This is a genomic window from Planococcus sp. CAU13, assembly GCF_000775575.1.
GTDB lineage: Bacteria > Bacillota > Bacilli > Bacillales_A > Planococcaceae > Planococcus.
On record NZ_JRGN01000005.1, the window covers coordinates 14,169 to 32,132 of the forward strand.

Below are 17,964 nucleotides of genomic sequence, written 5' to 3' on the forward strand. Positions count from 1 at the left end.
AAGCTTCTTCTCTGCCGGGTTTTCTTACTTATTTTGAATAGCTGCCCTTAATTTGAGCTTTGTTCCGTATTTACGGATTTAGCGGCTTCATCCGCTTTCCGCTGACGCCCTTTTTTCCAGACGACCCACAGGAAAAACATGAATACGAAATACAGCACAATCAAAGCGCCAATATAGGCCATATTAAATCCGCGTTCTTCTATTATATGAAACGTCTCGCCAATTTCACGGTCAAGCGTAATTTTGTAAGTGCCGTTTGCTTCCTGGCGCACGATATCATTTTCAAACAATCCCTGCAGCTGTTTGTCACTGCCGACTAATTCCGCTGGCAGCGTGAAATTTCTTGTACTCGAAGAATTATTGATGGCAACAATCCAGGCTTCTTCATCGTTCGATCTTTTATAGATCAGCCAGCCGTCCTCTTCATGAATCATTTCCATATCTCCTGTACGCATCGCTTCCGAAGAGTTGCGCAGGGAAGTTAAATTCTGGATATGCTCAATCAATTCCTGTTCCACTGCCATATTCAGTAATTGATGTGATTCAGCCGGCGTTTCACCGCTCATAGCAATTTCCGTGCCGTACTGGACAACTGGAATTCCCGGCATCGTGAATAGTTGCGTCATCAGCAGCCGCATGCGTGTCGGCGGGAAACCTTTCACACTGACAATATCGGAAGTGACACGTGAACCATGCAAAGAATCGGCCTGGATCAATTTTCCATCAGCGTTTTCCATCAACTCGGGCAAACCCGAAGTATCCTGATCGAAATTCCGGTAACTGTTGCGAAGAGTTTCCTCGACTCCCGGCAGGACGACTGCATCAAGACCTTCCAATGGTTCCATTTCTGCGTCACTGAGCAGGTAAATATCGCGTATCTCTTTAATTTCTTCAGAAAAATCGGCTATAAATCCCGGATCCAGCTTTTCTGTTTCCTGCAGTCTTAAACCATCTATTTCATACAGCTGGATAAAATTGCGGGCAAATTCAATCAATGCCTGCTGTGCTTCGCTGTTTGAAGTATCCAGTGCATAAGTGCCGTCCTCATTTTCAGTGAACCATTCCGGATTGTCTGTGACCCAGAAATGCTCGCTGCTCATTTGCTGCGTTGGGATATCGATCAGCAATTTCATATCGTTTTCATGGACAGTATCCAACAGAGCAGTAAAATCTTCTTCCGTTCCAAAATGGCGCTCGAATTGATTGAAATCCATCACTTGTTTGCCGTCATATGTAGCTGAAGCAAAAACGGGGCCGATGGACAAGACCGTGAAGCCCATATCTTTAATATGGAGGATTTCACTTGCAAGCCCCGCAAAATCACCGCCATTAAATGCAGCAGAATCCGTTGCTGTCACTTCATAATCATTTTCGACCTGTTTATTGAAATACCGGTCAACCAGTACATCATATATGCTTTCATCTTTCAGCTCTCTCGTTTCTTCATCAGCTGATGCAGGAGCGGCCAGGCTCAACAGCATGACAGCACTCAGGATGCCTGAAATCCATTTAACTTTCACTCTTATGTCCTCCTTCAATGAGGGCTTATTGCTTGCCACTCGGTCTATTTTAACAAACTCCCAAGCGGGCTGCTATTTAAAGATGGAGAAAATCGTTTTCCGGTATGCCAGTTTCGTCTAAACTGTGAAATCAGGCGAAAAAAAAAACAGGCGCAGAATATGCCCCTGTCTTTTCACAGATTAAAAGAAATCGAAGCCGACCGGCAATTTGAAGCCGTAGAACATGGTAACCAGCAGGAACACAACAAACAGGATCCAGAACATCGTCGTGGATTTCTGTTTCTTGCCGCGCACCAACACCATTTCCATCATACCGATCGTCAATACGCCAAACAGGAACTTCAATCCATACTCCATTGCATCATACGATGAATGGGCGATAAAGAGCGCCAATCCAGTAATGATGACGAGGATGTAGAATAAGCGCAGGACCATATGTACAATCTTACGGCCTTTGCTTGCCGGGTTCATGAATGCAGCTCCTAAAAACAGGATGATTGCGATTACCCAGGTAGTGATGTGCAAATGCGTTGTATCAGTTAAAAAGTCCAAATCGTCACCTCATTTAATATAGTTCTTTTTCAGTCTACCATAACTTTCAATTTCGGCAGAACTCCTAGCCTATGACAAATGTGTGACGAGCGTGCCGATGGATTCAATGGAAATCTTGACTGTGTCGCCTGCTTTCAGGAATTTCGGCGGGTTAAAGCCTTTCCCTACACCCGCAGGAGTACCTGTCAAGATTACATCGCCCGGCTCCAGCGGTGTATATTTGGATATTTCCGAAATAAGATCGTCCACCCGGCGGATCATGTCACCCGTATTGCCGTTTTGACGAATTTCTTCATTCACTTTAGTGACGATCGACAAATTCTGTGACTCCGGAATTTCATCTTTGGTTACTATATAAGGCCCCATCGGGCAGGATTTCATCAGGCTTTTGCCGAGGAAAAACTGCTGATGCTTCGACTGAAGATCGCGGGCCGTCATGTCGTTGGCAATGGTATAGCCAAAAACGTGGTCATAGGCCATTTGTTTCGGAATGGCACTGCCGCCTTTTCCAATAACAACAGCCAATTCTCCTTCATAATCATAGGCATCGGTCAATTCGCTGTGGACCGGTACCGTTTCTTCGTCCGCCGCAATTGCTGCAGGTGATTTTGTGAATACGACAAGGTCGACCGGTGCTTCCGCGCCCATTTCCCTGGCATGCTCCGCATAATTCTTGCCTACGCAAATTACATTTTTAGGTGTTCTCGGAATCGGTGCAAGCCACTCGATGTCCGAAAAAGAGTGTTTGTATTCATCAGGGGTTTCCGACTGTGCAGCAGCATCCGATAACTTGCGGATCTGCTCGACAAATTCGACTCCCTGTGATAATCCTTCAATCAGCTGTGCCGGAAAAGATGGTAGAACTTCAAGTTCTTCCTGGATTTTTAAAACATCCCAAACGGCTTCTTCTTTTTTCACTTTTGGTCCAAATGCTTCTTTTCCTTCATAGCGAAATGATAACAGCTTCATTTAGTAAACACTCCTTTTCTTTGATTCCATTAATTATACACATTAATTATTCGATTTGTTGCCTTTTTCAAAATTTAATCCGTACGTAATCTTTCTCCAAAGCATTTCCAGTGGGCCCTGGCTGTACTTCGAAAGCCAGATCTCAGAAAAAATCAGCTGTACCGTAAAAATGCCGAGTGCCAGCAATGTACCCGTCAAAATACTGACCTGGCCATAAAGGCCCAGTCCATACGAATAGAAAATGGTCGTTGCAATCAGCGACTGCATAATATAAGTCGTCAATGACATCCTGCCTGCTTTTGCCAGCGGCCGGAGCAGCCTGGAAACGCCTTTCTTCCGGGACACCAGCGCAATCATCGCCGCAAAGCTGACCGCCAGCAGCGGTCCGCCGAATATATCCTGCAAGTATGTCGTTGCAAAATTCGGTTCAGCAAAATAAGGTACCAGTTTCAGCAGCAAGCCTGCAATAAAACCGCCCGCTGCAAGTCCGATCCAAAGTTTTTTCAGCTCACCCGTACGTTCGATCAGCCGCCATTTTGCAGCTGCTGCTCCCACCATTGTAAACGGCATAATGGTAACAATAAGAACAATATAATTCAGCGGATTATTGCTGTACATCCAGTCATCGAAACGCTGCCTGAAAATTTCTGCATACGTCCCCCCGCCATATGCGGCCATTGAGTTCTGCACTTCCTGGATTCCTACATAAAAACTTGGATCCATCGCCACTGCAGCAAACAGGATCAGCAGCAATAAAGCATGGGGAATGATATAAATGATCACTCCGAGCGACAGCAGCCATTTTGACGGGAGTCGCATCATGCCGATCAGCAGAAAGCCCATGATTGCATATGTGATCAAAATATCACCGAACCACACAAGAAACGCATGCAGGATACCAAACACCAGCAGTACTGCAAGCCTTTTGACCGCTACTGGCGCAAACGGCTTTCCTCTTGATTCCGCTCTCATGAACTGCATGCCAAGGCCGTATCCGAATAACATGGCAAATAACGGATAAAAACTGGCCTGGATAAAGATATCAAGAAACGCAAATGCTGCCTGATCTCCACGGCCGTCAAACCATGTATATGGATCTATATAGGAAAAAGGTGAATGAAATGCCAGCATATTGATGAGAAGGATGCCGAGCAAGGCAAATCCCCTCATCAGATCAATCGATTCCACCCTTTCGTCCAATGCCACCGGTTCTAATCTCACGAATAATCCCCCTAGATTTTTATCTCTTGCTGTGCTGAAAACAGGTACAGCAGTTTTTCTTTGATCGGAACCTTCAGAATCGCTTCAACAGCTTCTGTATAAACCGTCAGCTGGACTTCATAGCGGGTTTCCATTTCTGTTTGAATGTCTTCGATTTCATAAAGCCTGTCCGTCTTGTAATCCAGCAGCACCCAGCCGTCCCCTTCTTCAAACAGGCAATCGACAATCCCTTGGATAATCTGATGGTCGCCTTCCGCGTCTTCCTTAGCGTAAGTAAAAGGAACTTCCCGCTTGATCTGCCTCGCGTTCATTAATCTTTCAACAGTACGGCTGGAGTAGAATGCTTCGATTTCAGCGACACGGATCGCCCTGCCTTCTTCCGGTGACAATATTTCCATGCCAACCAGTGTTTCAATCTGCTCTTTGATTTCTCCTGCCGTCAGTTTCCGGTCAAGCGGAATATGCTGCATCAGTGAATGGACAGCTGTTCCGATATCCGACGCGGCCAGCCGTTTTTCCTGAAGAAAATCCGGCCTGTCATGCAATGTTCGCTTTGAAGGTCCGATACTCCGGATAAAAGACTCCGGTTCATCAAGCCGTTGCAGCATCTGCAGGCGTTTCATCTCAGATACGGATTGTTTCGAACGCTTTTCGACGGATCGCTGATAAGGATAATGAAAATCAAAACGTTTATTCACTTCCGCCTGAAGCTCCTGCCTGTCTCCATTGGCTGATTCCATTTCTTCAAAGACCAGCGGAGCCGCTGTCAGCGATCGGCTCTCGACCAATTCCACCCGGAATTTTGAATGGTGCGGCATCAGGGCGCCTGAACGGTTCATCACTTCTTCGGCATCCGGATGGCGCGCGATTGCCGGGCCGATCCAATCCAGATACCCTTTTGCCCGGGAACGGACAAAATCAGGCAACCGGACATCCGGAGAAGATGTCTTCCAGCGTTCGAACAGCGATTCCGGATCCTTCACGGATGCGGTCAGGAACAGACGTTCTTTGGCGCGGGTCATGGCCACATACAATACGCGCATTTCTTCCGCTTTCATCTGCAGTTGCTTTCTTTCCTTCACGGCAAGAAACGGCAGCGATGTATATTCGACCCGGGTATCCGGATTGACCGCTTTTACAGCCAGGCCATAATCCTGGTCGAACATATAGGACTTGCGGAAATCCAGTTCATTGAAGGATCTTCCTGTTCCAGCAAAAAAGACGACGGGAAATTCAAGGCCTTTCGATTTGTGGACAGTCATAAGACGCACAACGTTTTCTTTTTCGCTGAGCGATCTTGCTGTACCGAGATCATCTCCGCGTTCCCGCATCCGGTCGATAAACCGCAGAAAACGGAACAAGCCGCGGAAAGAAGTTTTTTCATATTCAAGCGCCCGGTCATGCAGAGCGCGAAGGTTTGCCTGGCGCTGCTTGCCGTTCGACATGGCACCGACCATTTCATAATAGTTCGTATCCAGATAAACCTGCCAGATCAATTCGGCAAGCGACCCGCGACGCGACAGATTACGCCAGTCTTCCAGCTGCAGCATGAAACGCTGCAGCTTTTCAGCGGCCTGACGGTCTATCCCTGTTCCGCTTCGGATGAATGTTTTCACCGCATCGTAAAACGTTGACTGTGGTGCAGCCAGCCGAATTTCAGCGAGTTCATTCTCACGCAGCCCGATAAACGGCGCGCGCAACACGGAAACAAGCGGTATATCCTGATACGGGTTATCGATGACTCGAAGCGTATTCATCATGATCATCACTTCGAGCGCATCGAAATAGCCCCCTGAAAGTTCCGTGTATAACGGAATGCCGGCCATTTTAAATTCATCATCAAAATCGCCTGACCAGGTCATCGAGCGCATGAGTACGACAATATCCCGGTATTCCAGAAGCCGCCTGTCATTTGTCCAAGGATCGTGCACATATGTTTCTGCGTCCATCAGTTCACGGATCTTCGAGGCGATAAATCTCGCTTCCCATTGTGATTTGGACAGGTCCTCCATGTCATCCGACTGATCTTCTTCCTCTGTTTCCGGTTCGTGGATCAGCGTCAATTCAATCGGCAGATCACTTTCAGGGTAAGGTGCTTTATGTTTCAGCGCCGCTGCTTCGTCGTATTCGATTTCTCCGACCCGTTCTCCCATTATCTGAGAAAAAATATAATTGGTGCCGTCCAAAATCTCCTTGCGGCTCCGGAAATTCGCATTCAGATCGATGCTCATGCCCGTTCCTTCCGCTTCTTTTGTAAAGCGGCCATATTTGCCGAGAAACAGCATCGGCTCCGCCAGGCGGAATCTGTAAATTGATTGTTTCACATCTCCAACCATGAACAGGTTGCCATCCGTTTCCCCTCCGGATTTTACAAAGCTGAGTATCGTTTCCTGCAGCATGTTCGTATCCTGATATTCGTCGACCAGGATTTCCTTGAAACGGCTGCGGTATTCGCCGGCAATGGCTGAAGGTTTTCCATCTTCACTGAGAATTTCAAGTGCATAATGCTCAAGATCCGAGAAATCCACGATAGCCCGTTCCACTTTCAGCGCTTTATATTGGTCCGCAAACCGGTTGGTCAAATCCACCAATGTCTGCATCAATGGAGCCATTTCGCGCATTTCCTGCAATAACCTCTCCGGTTTTCGCGTGAAATAAGCTTCTGTCAAAACTTTGACGATTTTTTTCACTTCACTTCGCAGCGCTTTCGCTTCATCAGCAAGTGCGGGGTCGCAGGAATCTTTCTTTATACTCCCGGCTTTAGGCCAAATGAAATTCTGCGACTGCTCATAAATACTGTTCCAGGAATGATCCAAAGCGGCGATTGCCGCTTTCAGCAATTCCGCGTCCATTTCGAAGGTATCGGCCAGAATTGCCGGGCCGTCCGGCTGCAATGCGATATCCCGTCCGTCCATTGTCAGCTGAAGGGCTTCTTCAAACGCATGGCGGATCGTCATTTTCAAGTCGCCGATAAACGGCAAGTCGTCGATCGACAGCTCTTCCGGCACTTGATATAGAGCCGGAACCTGCTGGAGCCATTGCCCCGGATTCGGGTGGACCCTGGAATAATCGTATAATTTACTGATCAGCACTTCCATCGCCTGGTCGCTCCGGTCTGACGTGAAGCTGTCGGCCAGGCGGTACACGGCATCCGCGCCTTCGCCTTCATAGGCGTTTTCAAGCACAGCTTCGAGCACATCGTCCCGCAGCAAAGCCGCTTCCGTTTCACCGGCAATACGGAAACCGGGATCAATTTCAAGCAGGTACGCGTATTGTTTCACTACAGAAAGGCAAAATGAATGCAGCGTGGAAATCTGCGCTTTATTGATCAGCCGCAATTGCTGTCTCAAATGTTTGGATTCCGGATTTTCGGCGACTGCTTTCTCAAGCGCCCTGGACATCCGATGGCGCATTTCAGCGGCAGAGGCATTGGTAAACGTCACAACCAACAGTTCGTCGACAGAAAGCGGTTCGTTTTCGTCGAGCACTTTTTCAATCATCCGGTTGATCAATACAGCTGTTTTGCCCGAACCTGCTGCTGCCGAGACCAGCATATCCTGCCCTTTTGCCCAAATGGCCTGCCACTGTTCATCGGTCCACATCGCATCATTCGGTTTTGTCGGAATCATGTTCGCCAGTCTCCTTTCGAATCAAATCAACAGCTTTGTCAGGCGATAAATCCGGCAGTTTCCGGTAGGTTTGAGCGGGATCGGATGGATCAAACTGGCAAATCGACCTGAACGAGCAGAATTGACAAGGTGTATCATCTTTTACTTTATACGGTGTAATGGAAGTCACACCGTCCAAAATGCCGTTGCCCGCATCCTGATGTTTATTGCGGACGAATTGACGGATTATATTCATGTCCTCTTTCGTGACAGTACGTGATTGGGATTTTGAAATGCTGCCGTTTTTATTCATGCGCACGGGGATGACATTGGAATAGCCGTCGATTTCATTATCCATCGCGCGGATGACTTCTTCGTCTTCAACGACCAGGCCGTTCATTTTGAATGAACGCGCCATCTCCTCTTCCACTTCTTCCGCCGTCATCAGTTTCGTTGATTTCAGCATCGGATTGTGCATATGGAAATACAGCACGCCTGCCGGTTCCGCCGGTTCACCGAGCCAGCGGTCCGAATGCGTTAATGCGACATCCAGATACGTGAAAGTCTGCAGCGCGATGCCATGATAGACTTCTCCCAGATCCAGTCCCTGTTTTGAAGATTTATAATCGACAACCCGAATATATGGTTTGCCGTTGATATCGGTGGAATCGATGCGGTCGATGCGGCCCCGGATATTCATCCTGCGTCCTTTTTTGAGCGGAATATCGAGCGGCGGAATCGTTTCTTTCGTACCGAACCCCACTTCAAGCGCGACCGGCCGGAAGCCTGTCACTTTTGCGTGGCGGCTGAGCGTAAAGGCGGTCTGCCGGATGATGGCTTCCAGTTTATGCTGAATATAACGATAGCGGTGTGAACTGATGAGAATATGGTTTACGAAATAAGGTGACAATTGTTCAACCGCCTGTTTTGCAAGTTTTCGGCAATCCTTTTCGCTCAGGGATGACCAGGAGACGTCCAGCCGGCTGACTTCATCTGAAATCCATTTGATGGCTGCATGGAACAGATCCCCCATCGCAGGAGCCGCCAGTTTATACTGATTCCGTTCCTCCAGACGCAGCCCATAGGCAGTGAAGTGTGCATACGGACAGCCGTAAAAGGTTTCGACCCGTGAAACACTGGAAGCGATCGGAGAACCGTATAAAGGTTCCGCAATTTCTTCCCGCAACGGATCTGCGACATTCGGTTTCGCCGGTTCCATGATCCGCTCCACGACTGAAGCCCATAATGGATCTTCCTCGTAATACGCCAGCACTGCCTGCCATTCCGGAGTCAATTTCCCGCTGCGGATTTGTGAGGACAAGTATGCAAGTGCTGCACGGGGATGCGAAATATAGCTCATATGATCCGGCTGCTCCAGTTCTTCGGGATCAACCACTGCCGGAGTCAGACCGATTCCGAGCATATCCATGAATTTTTGAATGTACATCGATGGCAATAACGCTTTCCCTTCTTCATCGGCAATCGCATAAGACACGGTCAAAAAATCGGACGCGGATGTAAATGCCCGGTAAGCCATGAACGTCTCATCCAGCAATCTTGTTTTTGTGCTTGGTGCCAGTTCAAATCCGATTTTCGCGAACCATTCACGGTCCAAATCGGTCAGGAGGCCTTCCTGCTCAATCCGCTTCGGCAGCACGCCGTCATTGACGCCAATGACAAACACCGACCTGATATCCATCAGCCTTGCCAAATCAATCGTTGAAACCGTGATCTCATCCAGAGAAGGAGGAATTCTCGAAAATTCCAGTGTTTCAAATCCTTCATCCAGGATTTTGACGGCTGCAGAAAATTTAATTTCAGTGTCCCCGAACATCAGCACGAATTGATCCAGGACTTCAATCCACTGTTTCCATGCCTGTTCATGTTCAGCAGCTGCCAATAAACGATGTTCCGCTTCTTCTCTTTCTTTCAAATCCAGGATCTTATCGTAAATCCCCATCTCTTCCACAAAAAGAAACAGTGTTTTAGCAATTTCCCTGCCGGTCGAACAGCTTTCCAGTTTCTCTTTCAGTCTGGATAAGGGATCTCGGACCAGATCCCTCACAGCGTGAAGCTCTGCCTGAAGGGCCAGTTCTTCGTCCGTCTGAATTCCCGTATGAAATTCAAGGCCGCGATATTTTTTAAAGAACCAGCGCTTTTCCTCAAACCAGCGCTCACCGTATATGCCATTGGCAATCACGAAGTTTTCAAGCACGTCACTGCGTTCCCGCCATTTACCTACACTGCCCTGCGGGAAAAAAAGATCGGTCTTGATTGCGCGAAAAACAGGTTCGTAGGAATAATTTGATTGAACCGCTTCCAGTACAGATCGGCAGAATTCAATTAACGGGTGATGCAGCATGGACTTTTTCTGGCTGATGAAATAAGGCAGTTCATATTGCGGAAATATTGTATTGATCAATTCATCATAAACTTCAGGCTGCCGGTAAAGCACGGCGATCTCTTTATAGCGCAGTCCATTTCTCACCTGTTCCCGGATGGAACGGGCCATGGCATGCACTTCGGCTCTCCGGCTGGCGGCTTCCACCAGCCTTACATGTCCCTGTGACTCGGTTTTCTGCAGCGGATAATCGTCAAAATGCCGTTCGATATGGGTTAATTCCTGATTTGAAAACCGCTGCGGTGATGGCAGATGGATTCCGTTCTCCACTTGAATGCCCTCTTTATTCGCCAGGTCGACCAGGCGCCGCGCCGTACTGGCGGACTGGAAAAAAAGCGCCTGCTCATCGTTCGCGTTTGCCGCGCCGTCCATCGGCAAGGCGATGGAGACGGATTTGGCATGACGCATCAATTCAAAAATGATTTCATATTCACGTGCAGTGAATGTAACAAAGCCATCGATATAAATATCGGAGGCCTTAATCTGTTCGGAGAATCGGATTTTTTCGGACAATAAAGCCAGGTGCCCTTCTGAATCGACAAACACCCTGCCCAGCCGATTTTCGATTTCTGCAAGGATCAATTCAAGGTCCGCAGCTTTATCCAACAGGGTCCGCGGTGCACCTGCTTCAGCCAGTGAAGAGCGGATATTTGTCAGCTCTCCGCAATCGACACAATATCTTGAAAACTCTTTGATCAATTGCTCAATTTGATCGGTGAATCCCCGTTTTCCCGCTGCCCGGCGAAATAGCTGAAAGTCTTCTTTATATTGTTCCAGCAGGCTGCGGATCAGCATCCGGTAGCCGAAGCTGTCGACTTCCTTGCGGCTGATTCCTCCGGCTTCCTGCAGAACCCGCCAGGCAAGCCTTTTGAATGTGACCGCCTGCGCGCGTATCATCCCTTTCATGTCATCCGCTGATGACAGCCGATACTCTGTAGAGAAAGACATCTGATCCGGTACAATGAAAAATATAGGATCGCCGTCTGCCTGTCCCTTCAGAGTTTCAACAATTTCATCAATTATCAAGCTGGTTTTCCCGGATCCTGCGCGTCCGTAGATAATTCTTAACGACATGTGAACACCCTCTCGAATAGAACGTTTGTTCTTATTTTACCTGAATTGGTCCTGTACAGCCAGTTTCAACTCTATCATTCATCAGAAGGCTTCTTGGCAGCCGCATTGCGGAAATCCGCTTCAATCTTTTTGTTTAATCTTTTTTCTAAAATTTTTCCTACTATATAAAGGAGTACAATGACAATAATAACGATGGCAGTTCTTACCGGATTTGTAAATAACGCGCGTATATCATATCCAACATATGTAATCATAAACACCATAACTGTTTTGCCGGCAATCAGCGTCCACAGATAATAACGCTTGCTGATATTGGACAGACCTGCAACCAGATTGACCAGGGCCGATGGTGTGAACGGAAAACACAATAGCAGGAAGAGTGGTCCAAAACCATTTCGTTCAACCCAAAGGATAAGTTTTTCGACTTTCTGATGCTTTGTCATGAAATTCAAGAATCTGGCGCGTCCATATTTACGGATCAATAGAAACACACTATAGGAGCCTGCCACCGTTCCCGCAAGAGACAGCAGAAAACCGAACAGCAGCCCGTATGCCCCGGCATTCGCAAACACGAATACAAACAAAGGCAGAAATGGCAGGAAGGCTTCTATGAACGGAAGCAAAAATCCGATGAATGGCCCGATGGAGCGATAAGATTCATATAACGCTGTAATATTCTCCATGGAAAAGAAATCCGACATAAACTCATTCCTTCTGCTTGTAAGATTTTTCAAGAATGGATTCAACATCCGTTTGTTTATATGATATGCTATTATAACTACTTTACACTCTTTACCCGCATTTGGAAAAGAGAATCACACTTGAACAAGGAGAGAGCAAAATGGATCATCGAGGCTTTTCTGCGGGGCTGAAAGCAGGACTCAGCATTGCGATCGGGTATTTCCCCATCGCGTTGACGTTTGGGCTTCTGGCTAAAACGACGGGACTGTCAATATGGGAAGCCACCGCAATGAGTATTTTTGTTTTCGCCGGCGCAGCCCAATACATATCATTACCGCTCATTGCAGCCGGCGTTGCCCCGGTTGTCATTATCCTGAACACATTCGTCGTCAATATCCGCCATTTCCTGATGGCAGCTTCATTGAATGAAAAAATGCAGCCGGATGCGCGGTGGAAAAAAGCGCTTTATGCTTTCGGTATTACGGATGAGTCCTTCTCTGTTCTGGCAATCCAGAAAGAAGACAATCTCCGCACATCTTTTGCTGCCGGGGTCATCACGATTTCATACGGCAGCTGGGTCATCTTCACGGCTGTCGGCCATCTCATCGGAGCAAATCTTCCACAGTTTCTGCAGGCCGCCATGTCAATAGCACTGTATGCCATGTTTGTCGGCCTACTGATGCCCTCCATGCGCGGCAACAGAAAAGTTTTCAGCCTGGCCGCAATTGCAGCGGCACTGAATTCCCTTTTTTATTTTACCGGCTGGCTGTCGACTGGCTGGGCAATACTTGTCTCCACTCTGGCATCAGCCATCATCATTGAGCTAATTTCTTCTAAAGGAGGCAGGACGTAATGGGTTCATGGATCTGGTGGACAATTCTCGGTATGGCAATTGTCACATATATTCCCCGCGCTATTCCGCTGACGTTTTTAGAAGGGCGGGAGCTCCCGCCTGCTGTGCAGAATGTGCTGCGCAATATCCCCTTCGCGGTTCTCGGGGCTTTGATTTTCCCGGCAATATTTTTCATCCAGGACAATATCTGGTTCGGCGTCATCGGAGCAGCAGCGGCGTTCGGCATCGCTTTGACTGGAGCCAATGTCATGTTTGTTGTACTCGGTTCGATTGCTGTACTGGCAGTTTACAGCCTTTTTATCTAGAGAATAAAAAAAGCCGTCATTCATCTTCATGAATGCCGGCTTTTTTGCTGCGTTTATACATATTTGTCGCATACCAGAAACCCGCTGTCAAAGACGCAGCGTTAACGGCATACAGGAACCAGGTGTTTGTGTAGCCTGCATAAACGGCTGCCGCTATTAAAGCGACAGTCAGAATGAGGCCGACGATATGGTGAAAGGTCACGCGGGTAAACAGGACGACGAGAAGCCCCGGAACCAGCAGGGAAAGAAAAAACTTGGTTATCTCCGATTCCACGGAATCATCTCCTCAGTTGAGTTGTTGTGCGTTGCAATTGCCTTTAAGAATCAGACGACGATCAGACCCAACCGGTAATGGTCATGCCTGAAAATTACATGCTGTCTGAGGCGCAATTCTTTATTGTGGTCCAGCACCTCGAGGCGGCAATGAGCGGCGTTGACCTGGATTGCGGCATAAAGCTCCGATTCGTTCGAAACTTTCAGCCCATTCACCTTACGGATGATTTCACCCCGGACAAGCCCCATTTTCGCTGCAGGTGAATCTGCCAGGACATCGACAATCATCACCCCGGATGATTGCGGCGCCACTGCATGATTGCCTTTATTTTCATTAACTGCTGCAACTATGGAAATGACGGCACGGCCGACAGCCCCTGCCGCCAGCGCAATCAATGCCATCGGTTCCCACAGATAGGAGAAGAGCGCCAATCCAATGACGGCCAGACCCAGCAGCCAGATGCTTTTTCCCTGCTTTGGATATACGTTCTCCGGCAATGTCCTCCGGGTTTTGCCCGCAAAACCGATGACTGCGGGAAATAAAATAAATGAAAATATGCTTTCGCCAATCGGGAACTGCGGCCAGTATGGCAGATAGGAATCCACCAGATCACCCGGTACAACAAGCAGCAGCGGTATCAGCCACAGGCGCTTCGCTTTATAGGTGACAGCGGTCAACCCCCTTGAAGTTTTCTGGGTTCTTGGCGAAGAAGCTTCATTTCCGCGCCGTGACACGAGCTGTCCCTCCAGAAACACCATAGCGCCGGTGATCAATGCCACCGGCACAATCCATGGCCACGCGACTGCATAACCGCCAAAGTCAAAAAGGCCAAAAGGAATTGTCCAGCCGTAATGATTCAAAAGCCATCCCAATCCGATTGCCGCCACAGATAAATAGGCAAAAGACGCCAGCTGGTAAATCCCTGAAATAACGATTGCAATGCTCACCAGGCTCAACGCGACAAGCCATTCCAGAGGGACGGCCAAGCCGATTCCGGAAAACAAAACGGAAAACAGCAAAGCAAAGAGGATGCCGTCCTTCAGTAAATCACCGAATTCCCTTCCGCCCCAAACGATTCGGCTGCGGAATAATGCCCTTTCTTTTTTGACCCTGAAATAACCCAGTAAAATTGCTGCCAGCAGCGCTATGTATAAAAGAGGATTGATAAAAAACCTCCCGACATCCATTAAAACTTCCATGACCATCCCTGTTCACCATCCATTCACCGGCTATTGACACTAGCTTCCATTGTACCAAAGAACAACTGCAACCTGTACTTCTATGTGAACTACCCACCACTTACATCTTTCAGATGTTGAAGTGGGGGCTTCTCGACTTATCGCCACTTCTGCCAGCTGACGAAAACGGACCGAGCTAACCCTCGTGTTCCACGAGTTCTGGTGTTTAGGACAATCCCAGCATCAAGCATCCTTCGTTCTTGATGTTGATGGCGGCGTTCCAGTCCCGGTCGGAGACGAAACCACATGCACAAGAGAAGGTGCGTTCCGACAACGGCATCTCTTTGATGTGACCGCAGCTCGAACAGGTCTTGGTCGAAGGGAACCACTTGTTGATTTTGACCAGTCGCTTCCCTTGTTCGCCTAATTTGTAGTGGAGGAACGTCGTGAACATGCCCCATCCATTATCGGCCACGCTTTTGCCGAACCGGAGCGCTTGGGACATGCCCTTCATATTCAAGTCTTCGATGACGACACAATCATAGCGTGTCACCAATCGTCTGGAGGTTTTGTGCAGGAAGTCCTTCCGCTGATTCGCTACTTGTTCGTGCAGGGAGGCAACTTTGATCCGCTGTGTCTCATAGCGGGATGACCCTTTTGTTCTGCGTGACAAGATCCGTTGTGCGTTTGCCAGTTGTTGCTGCGTCTGCCGGTAGAAACGCGGGTAATTGGCTGTCTCACCCTGTTCACTTTCGACATACAGACCGTTCATGGCAAAATCGAGTCCGATGATTTCCTTGATTTCTTTTTTAACAGGAGTAAATTCAACTTCCGTCAGGATGGAAATGTGGTATTTTCCTGCGGCTGAACGGGAAATCGTACACGACTTAATGACAGCATGGGCAGGGATCTCCCGGTGCAGTTTCAGTTTGACGATTCCGAGTTTCGGTAATTTGATCTGGCTCGCTAAAAGCTGTATGTTTCCGTTGACCCGATTTGTCGTATAGGATTGTTTCGCTTTGCGGCTCTTGAACTTCGGAAATTTGGCCCGTCCGGCGAAGAAGTTGGCGTATGCTTTTTGCAGGTTCAGTTGTGCGTTTGCCAGTGCTAAACTATCTACTTCTTTGAGCCACTCAAACTCTTTTTTGTATTTGGCGGGAGTCGGAAGTTTCTGTTGTCTCAATACTTCTTTATCCTCTTCGAACTGTTCATAGATCTCCTTGCGTTCCGTGAGCATTTTGTTATAGACAAACCGAACGCAGCCGAACGTTTTCAGTAGCAGCTGTTCCTGTTCGTTTGTCGGGTATAGACGGAACTTATACGCTTTGTTTGCCAAATCAAATCACCTCGTTTCCTCTCATTCGATTATAGCCAGAGAGAAAAAGAAAGACCATTCTGGCTGACGCCAACCAAAATTCATCTCTTCCTTACCGCTGGGCTTCGCCCGTTACGCGTTTGAAGAGGGAGACTTCTTTCGGAAAATGTTAAATGCAGACGCCAGCTGTTCCAGAATATCTTCTGTTCCTTCAATGCCTGCTGACAGGCGGACAATCCGGCGTGTAACACCGATCCGCGTTTTTTCTTCTTCCGACAGTGCACGGTGCGATGTTCCGTATGGATAGGAAACGGTCGTTTCCACACCTGCCAGTGTCGGCACTATTTTAATCCACCCAAGTGAAGAGAAGAAAGTGGATACACCAATGCGCTCAGGCACTTCGAAACTGACGATCGCTCCTTTGCCCGGATACCAAACTGTCGTTCTTTCTCTAAGAAAATCTGCAATGGCCTGTGCATTCTCCGTTTGGGCTTTCATGCGCAGCGCCAGGGTTTTGATGCCGCGTATTGTCAGCCAGGCTTCAAATGGGCTGAGATTCATGCCCATATTGACGATGCGTTTTTCTGCGAGCTCAATCAGATCGGGCTCACCGACAAGCACCCCTGCCGTCACATCACTGTGGCCGCCCAGATACTTCGTGGCACTGTGAACGACCAGATCAGCCCCTTGTTCATAAGGCTGCATTGTATAAGGCGTCGCAAATGTATTGTCGATCATCACTTTTACGCCGTATTGTTTTTTAAATTGGCTGAGCAAAGCCATATCTTCTTCACGCAAAAATGGATTCGTGATTGATTCGCTGAACAGGAGCTTCACTTCCGGAAAATCGATCAACAGAGGCTCAATAGCCTGAACATCCGAGAAATCAGCGAAATGGACCTGAATTCCCATTAATGCCAGTTCTTCCTTCAATAGAAGGAAAGTGCCTCCATAGACATCCTCTGCGGCAATGATATGATCCCCGCTTTTAACGACAGCAAGGATACCCGCCAGAATGGCTGATGTTCCCGACGAAGCCGCGACACCTTTTGGAGCGCCTTCCAGAACGGCAACGGTCTGGCCAAGTGCGTCTGTATTCGGATTGGCAGTTCTGGAATAAAGATATGTACTATTTCCTTCGTAATAGCCTTCCAATTCCTCCAGCGATGAAAACGAAAAAGCGGAAGTTTGATAGATCGGCAACACTTTAGGCCGAATTGTCCGCTCTTCCATTTGTGCTGTGTGGACCGTTTTCGTTCTGATTGTCGTCATGTTCATTGCCCCTTATTCCATATTTGCTATAAAGTCTTCCATCATTTCCTCATTCATGGGTCCGACAATTTTATTTTGTACACGGCCTTCCGTGTCGATCATATAGGAAGTTGGAATTGAGGCAGCCTGATAGACATCCCCTATATCACCTTCAACGTCCATTGGAATCGGAAACGTCAGTCCGAACTCTTCCACAAATGCGTTTATTTTATCCATCCCTTTGTCTTTCGTTGTTAAATTGACTGCAAGGATCTCCACATTTTCTTCCTGCGCCTGTTCATCGTAAAATTTCTGCATATCCGGCATTTCAGCACGGCATGGCGGACACCAGGTTGCCCACAGGTTCAATATGACTTTCTTGCCTTTATAATCCGACAGCCTCACCGTTTCTCCTTCGAGTGTGGTCAATTCGAAATCCGGAGCTGTCTCCCCTTTTGCCAGGCCTTCATCGGTGGGAAGAAATTCAACATCACTGCCTGCATTCAACCGTTCCGTCGCCTGTTTCTCCTCTGCATCCTTCTGCACGATTCCCAGAACAAGCATCGCAATAAGAGCACCTACCAGCAATAAGCCCAAGGTTTTTTTCATAAAAAATTTCACTCCATTCGCATATTATCATACGACAAAATCAGGGATATTCGCTACTCTTCGAATCGGCATATTAAAAGTTTTCATGGAAAAACCGGCATCTTTTTTCGATGCCGGTCACTCTTTTATCCCGTATTAACGGTCAGTAAGACT

The 17,964-nt window shown here is 47.9% G+C and carries 14 protein-coding genes; 2 read left to right on the top strand and 12 right to left on the bottom strand.

Annotated elements, in window-relative coordinates:
- Positions 1-47: 47 nt before the first annotated feature.
- The 7 genes from KW93_RS00185 to KW93_RS00215 form a co-directional block, all read right to left on the bottom strand.
- The gene (locus KW93_RS00185; RefSeq protein ID WP_033540925.1) at positions 48-1,520 is read right to left on the bottom strand and encodes an alpha-amylase family glycosyl hydrolase; all 1,473 of its coding nucleotides are present in this window, start codon (positions 1,518-1,520) and stop codon (positions 48-50) included.
- 180 nt (positions 1,521-1,700) lie between these two features.
- The gene (locus KW93_RS00190) at positions 1,701-2,072 is read right to left on the bottom strand and encodes a YisL family protein (RefSeq protein ID WP_033540926.1); all 372 of its coding nucleotides are present in this window, start codon (positions 2,070-2,072) and stop codon (positions 1,701-1,703) included.
- A gap of 69 nt (positions 2,073-2,141) precedes the next feature.
- The gene (locus tag KW93_RS00195) at positions 2,142-3,041 is read right to left on the bottom strand and encodes a fumarylacetoacetate hydrolase family protein (RefSeq protein WP_033540927.1); all 900 of its coding nucleotides are present in this window, start codon (positions 3,039-3,041) and stop codon (positions 2,142-2,144) included.
- A gap of 42 nt (positions 3,042-3,083) precedes the next feature.
- Positions 3,084-4,262, bottom strand: a complete 1,179-nt coding sequence (locus KW93_RS00200; RefSeq protein ID WP_033540928.1) for a DUF418 domain-containing protein — start codon at positions 4,260-4,262, stop codon at positions 3,084-3,086.
- Positions 4,263-4,273: 11 nt separating this feature from the next.
- Positions 4,274-7,891 carry a helicase-exonuclease AddAB subunit AddA gene (addA, locus tag KW93_RS00205; RefSeq protein WP_033540929.1) on the bottom strand — a complete coding sequence of 1,206 codons (3,618 nt, stop codon included), beginning with the start codon at positions 7,889-7,891 and terminating at the stop codon, positions 4,274-4,276.
- Positions 7,869-11,345, bottom strand: a complete 3,477-nt coding sequence (addB, locus tag KW93_RS00210) for a helicase-exonuclease AddAB subunit AddB (RefSeq protein ID WP_033540930.1) — start codon at positions 11,343-11,345, stop codon at positions 7,869-7,871. Before addB ends, addA begins: the two co-directional genes overlap by 23 nt.
- Positions 11,346-11,419: 74 nt before the next feature.
- On the bottom strand, positions 11,420-12,046 hold the full coding sequence (locus tag KW93_RS00215; RefSeq protein WP_033540931.1) for a TVP38/TMEM64 family protein: 627 nt from the start codon (positions 12,044-12,046) through the stop codon (positions 11,420-11,422).
- A 140-nt stretch (positions 12,047-12,186) separates the two neighbouring features.
- On the opposite strand from KW93_RS00215, the gene KW93_RS00220 reads away from it, so the two are divergent.
- Together KW93_RS00220 and KW93_RS00225 are read left to right on the top strand one after the other, a co-directional pair.
- A complete protein-coding gene (locus KW93_RS00220; RefSeq protein WP_033540932.1) occupies positions 12,187-12,879 on the top strand; it encodes an AzlC family ABC transporter permease in 693 nt (230 codons plus the stop codon).
- On the top strand, positions 12,879-13,184 hold the full coding sequence (locus KW93_RS00225; protein ID WP_033540933.1) for an AzlD domain-containing protein: 306 nt from the start codon (positions 12,879-12,881) through the stop codon (positions 13,182-13,184). The genes KW93_RS00220 and KW93_RS00225 overlap by 1 nt, the downstream gene beginning before the upstream one ends.
- 16 nt (positions 13,185-13,200) lie before the next feature.
- Here KW93_RS00225 and KW93_RS00230 read toward each other — a convergent pair whose 3' ends face one another.
- The 5 genes from KW93_RS00230 to KW93_RS00250 form a co-directional block, all read right to left on the bottom strand.
- Positions 13,201-13,458 (bottom strand): CsbA family protein, encoded by a 258-nt coding sequence (locus KW93_RS00230; RefSeq protein WP_033540934.1) that lies wholly within the window; start codon positions 13,456-13,458, stop codon positions 13,201-13,203.
- Between the two features lie 50 nt (positions 13,459-13,508).
- Complete coding sequence (locus tag KW93_RS00235) at positions 13,509-14,657, bottom strand: PDZ domain-containing protein (RefSeq protein ID WP_033540939.1); 1,149 nt, start codon at positions 14,655-14,657, stop codon at positions 13,509-13,511.
- A 205-nt stretch (positions 14,658-14,862) separates the two neighbouring features.
- On the bottom strand, positions 14,863-15,972 hold the full coding sequence (locus tag KW93_RS00240; RefSeq protein ID WP_033540935.1) for an RNA-guided endonuclease TnpB family protein: 1,110 nt from the start codon (positions 15,970-15,972) through the stop codon (positions 14,863-14,865).
- A 111-nt stretch (positions 15,973-16,083) separates the two neighbouring features.
- A complete protein-coding gene (locus KW93_RS00245) occupies positions 16,084-17,223 on the bottom strand; it encodes a trans-sulfuration enzyme family protein (RefSeq protein WP_052131394.1) in 1,140 nt (379 codons plus the stop codon).
- Positions 17,224-17,235: 12 nt separating this feature from the next.
- Complete coding sequence (locus KW93_RS00250) at positions 17,236-17,811, bottom strand: redoxin domain-containing protein (RefSeq protein ID WP_033540936.1); 576 nt, start codon at positions 17,809-17,811, stop codon at positions 17,236-17,238.
- Positions 17,812-17,964 lie beyond the last annotated feature (153 nt).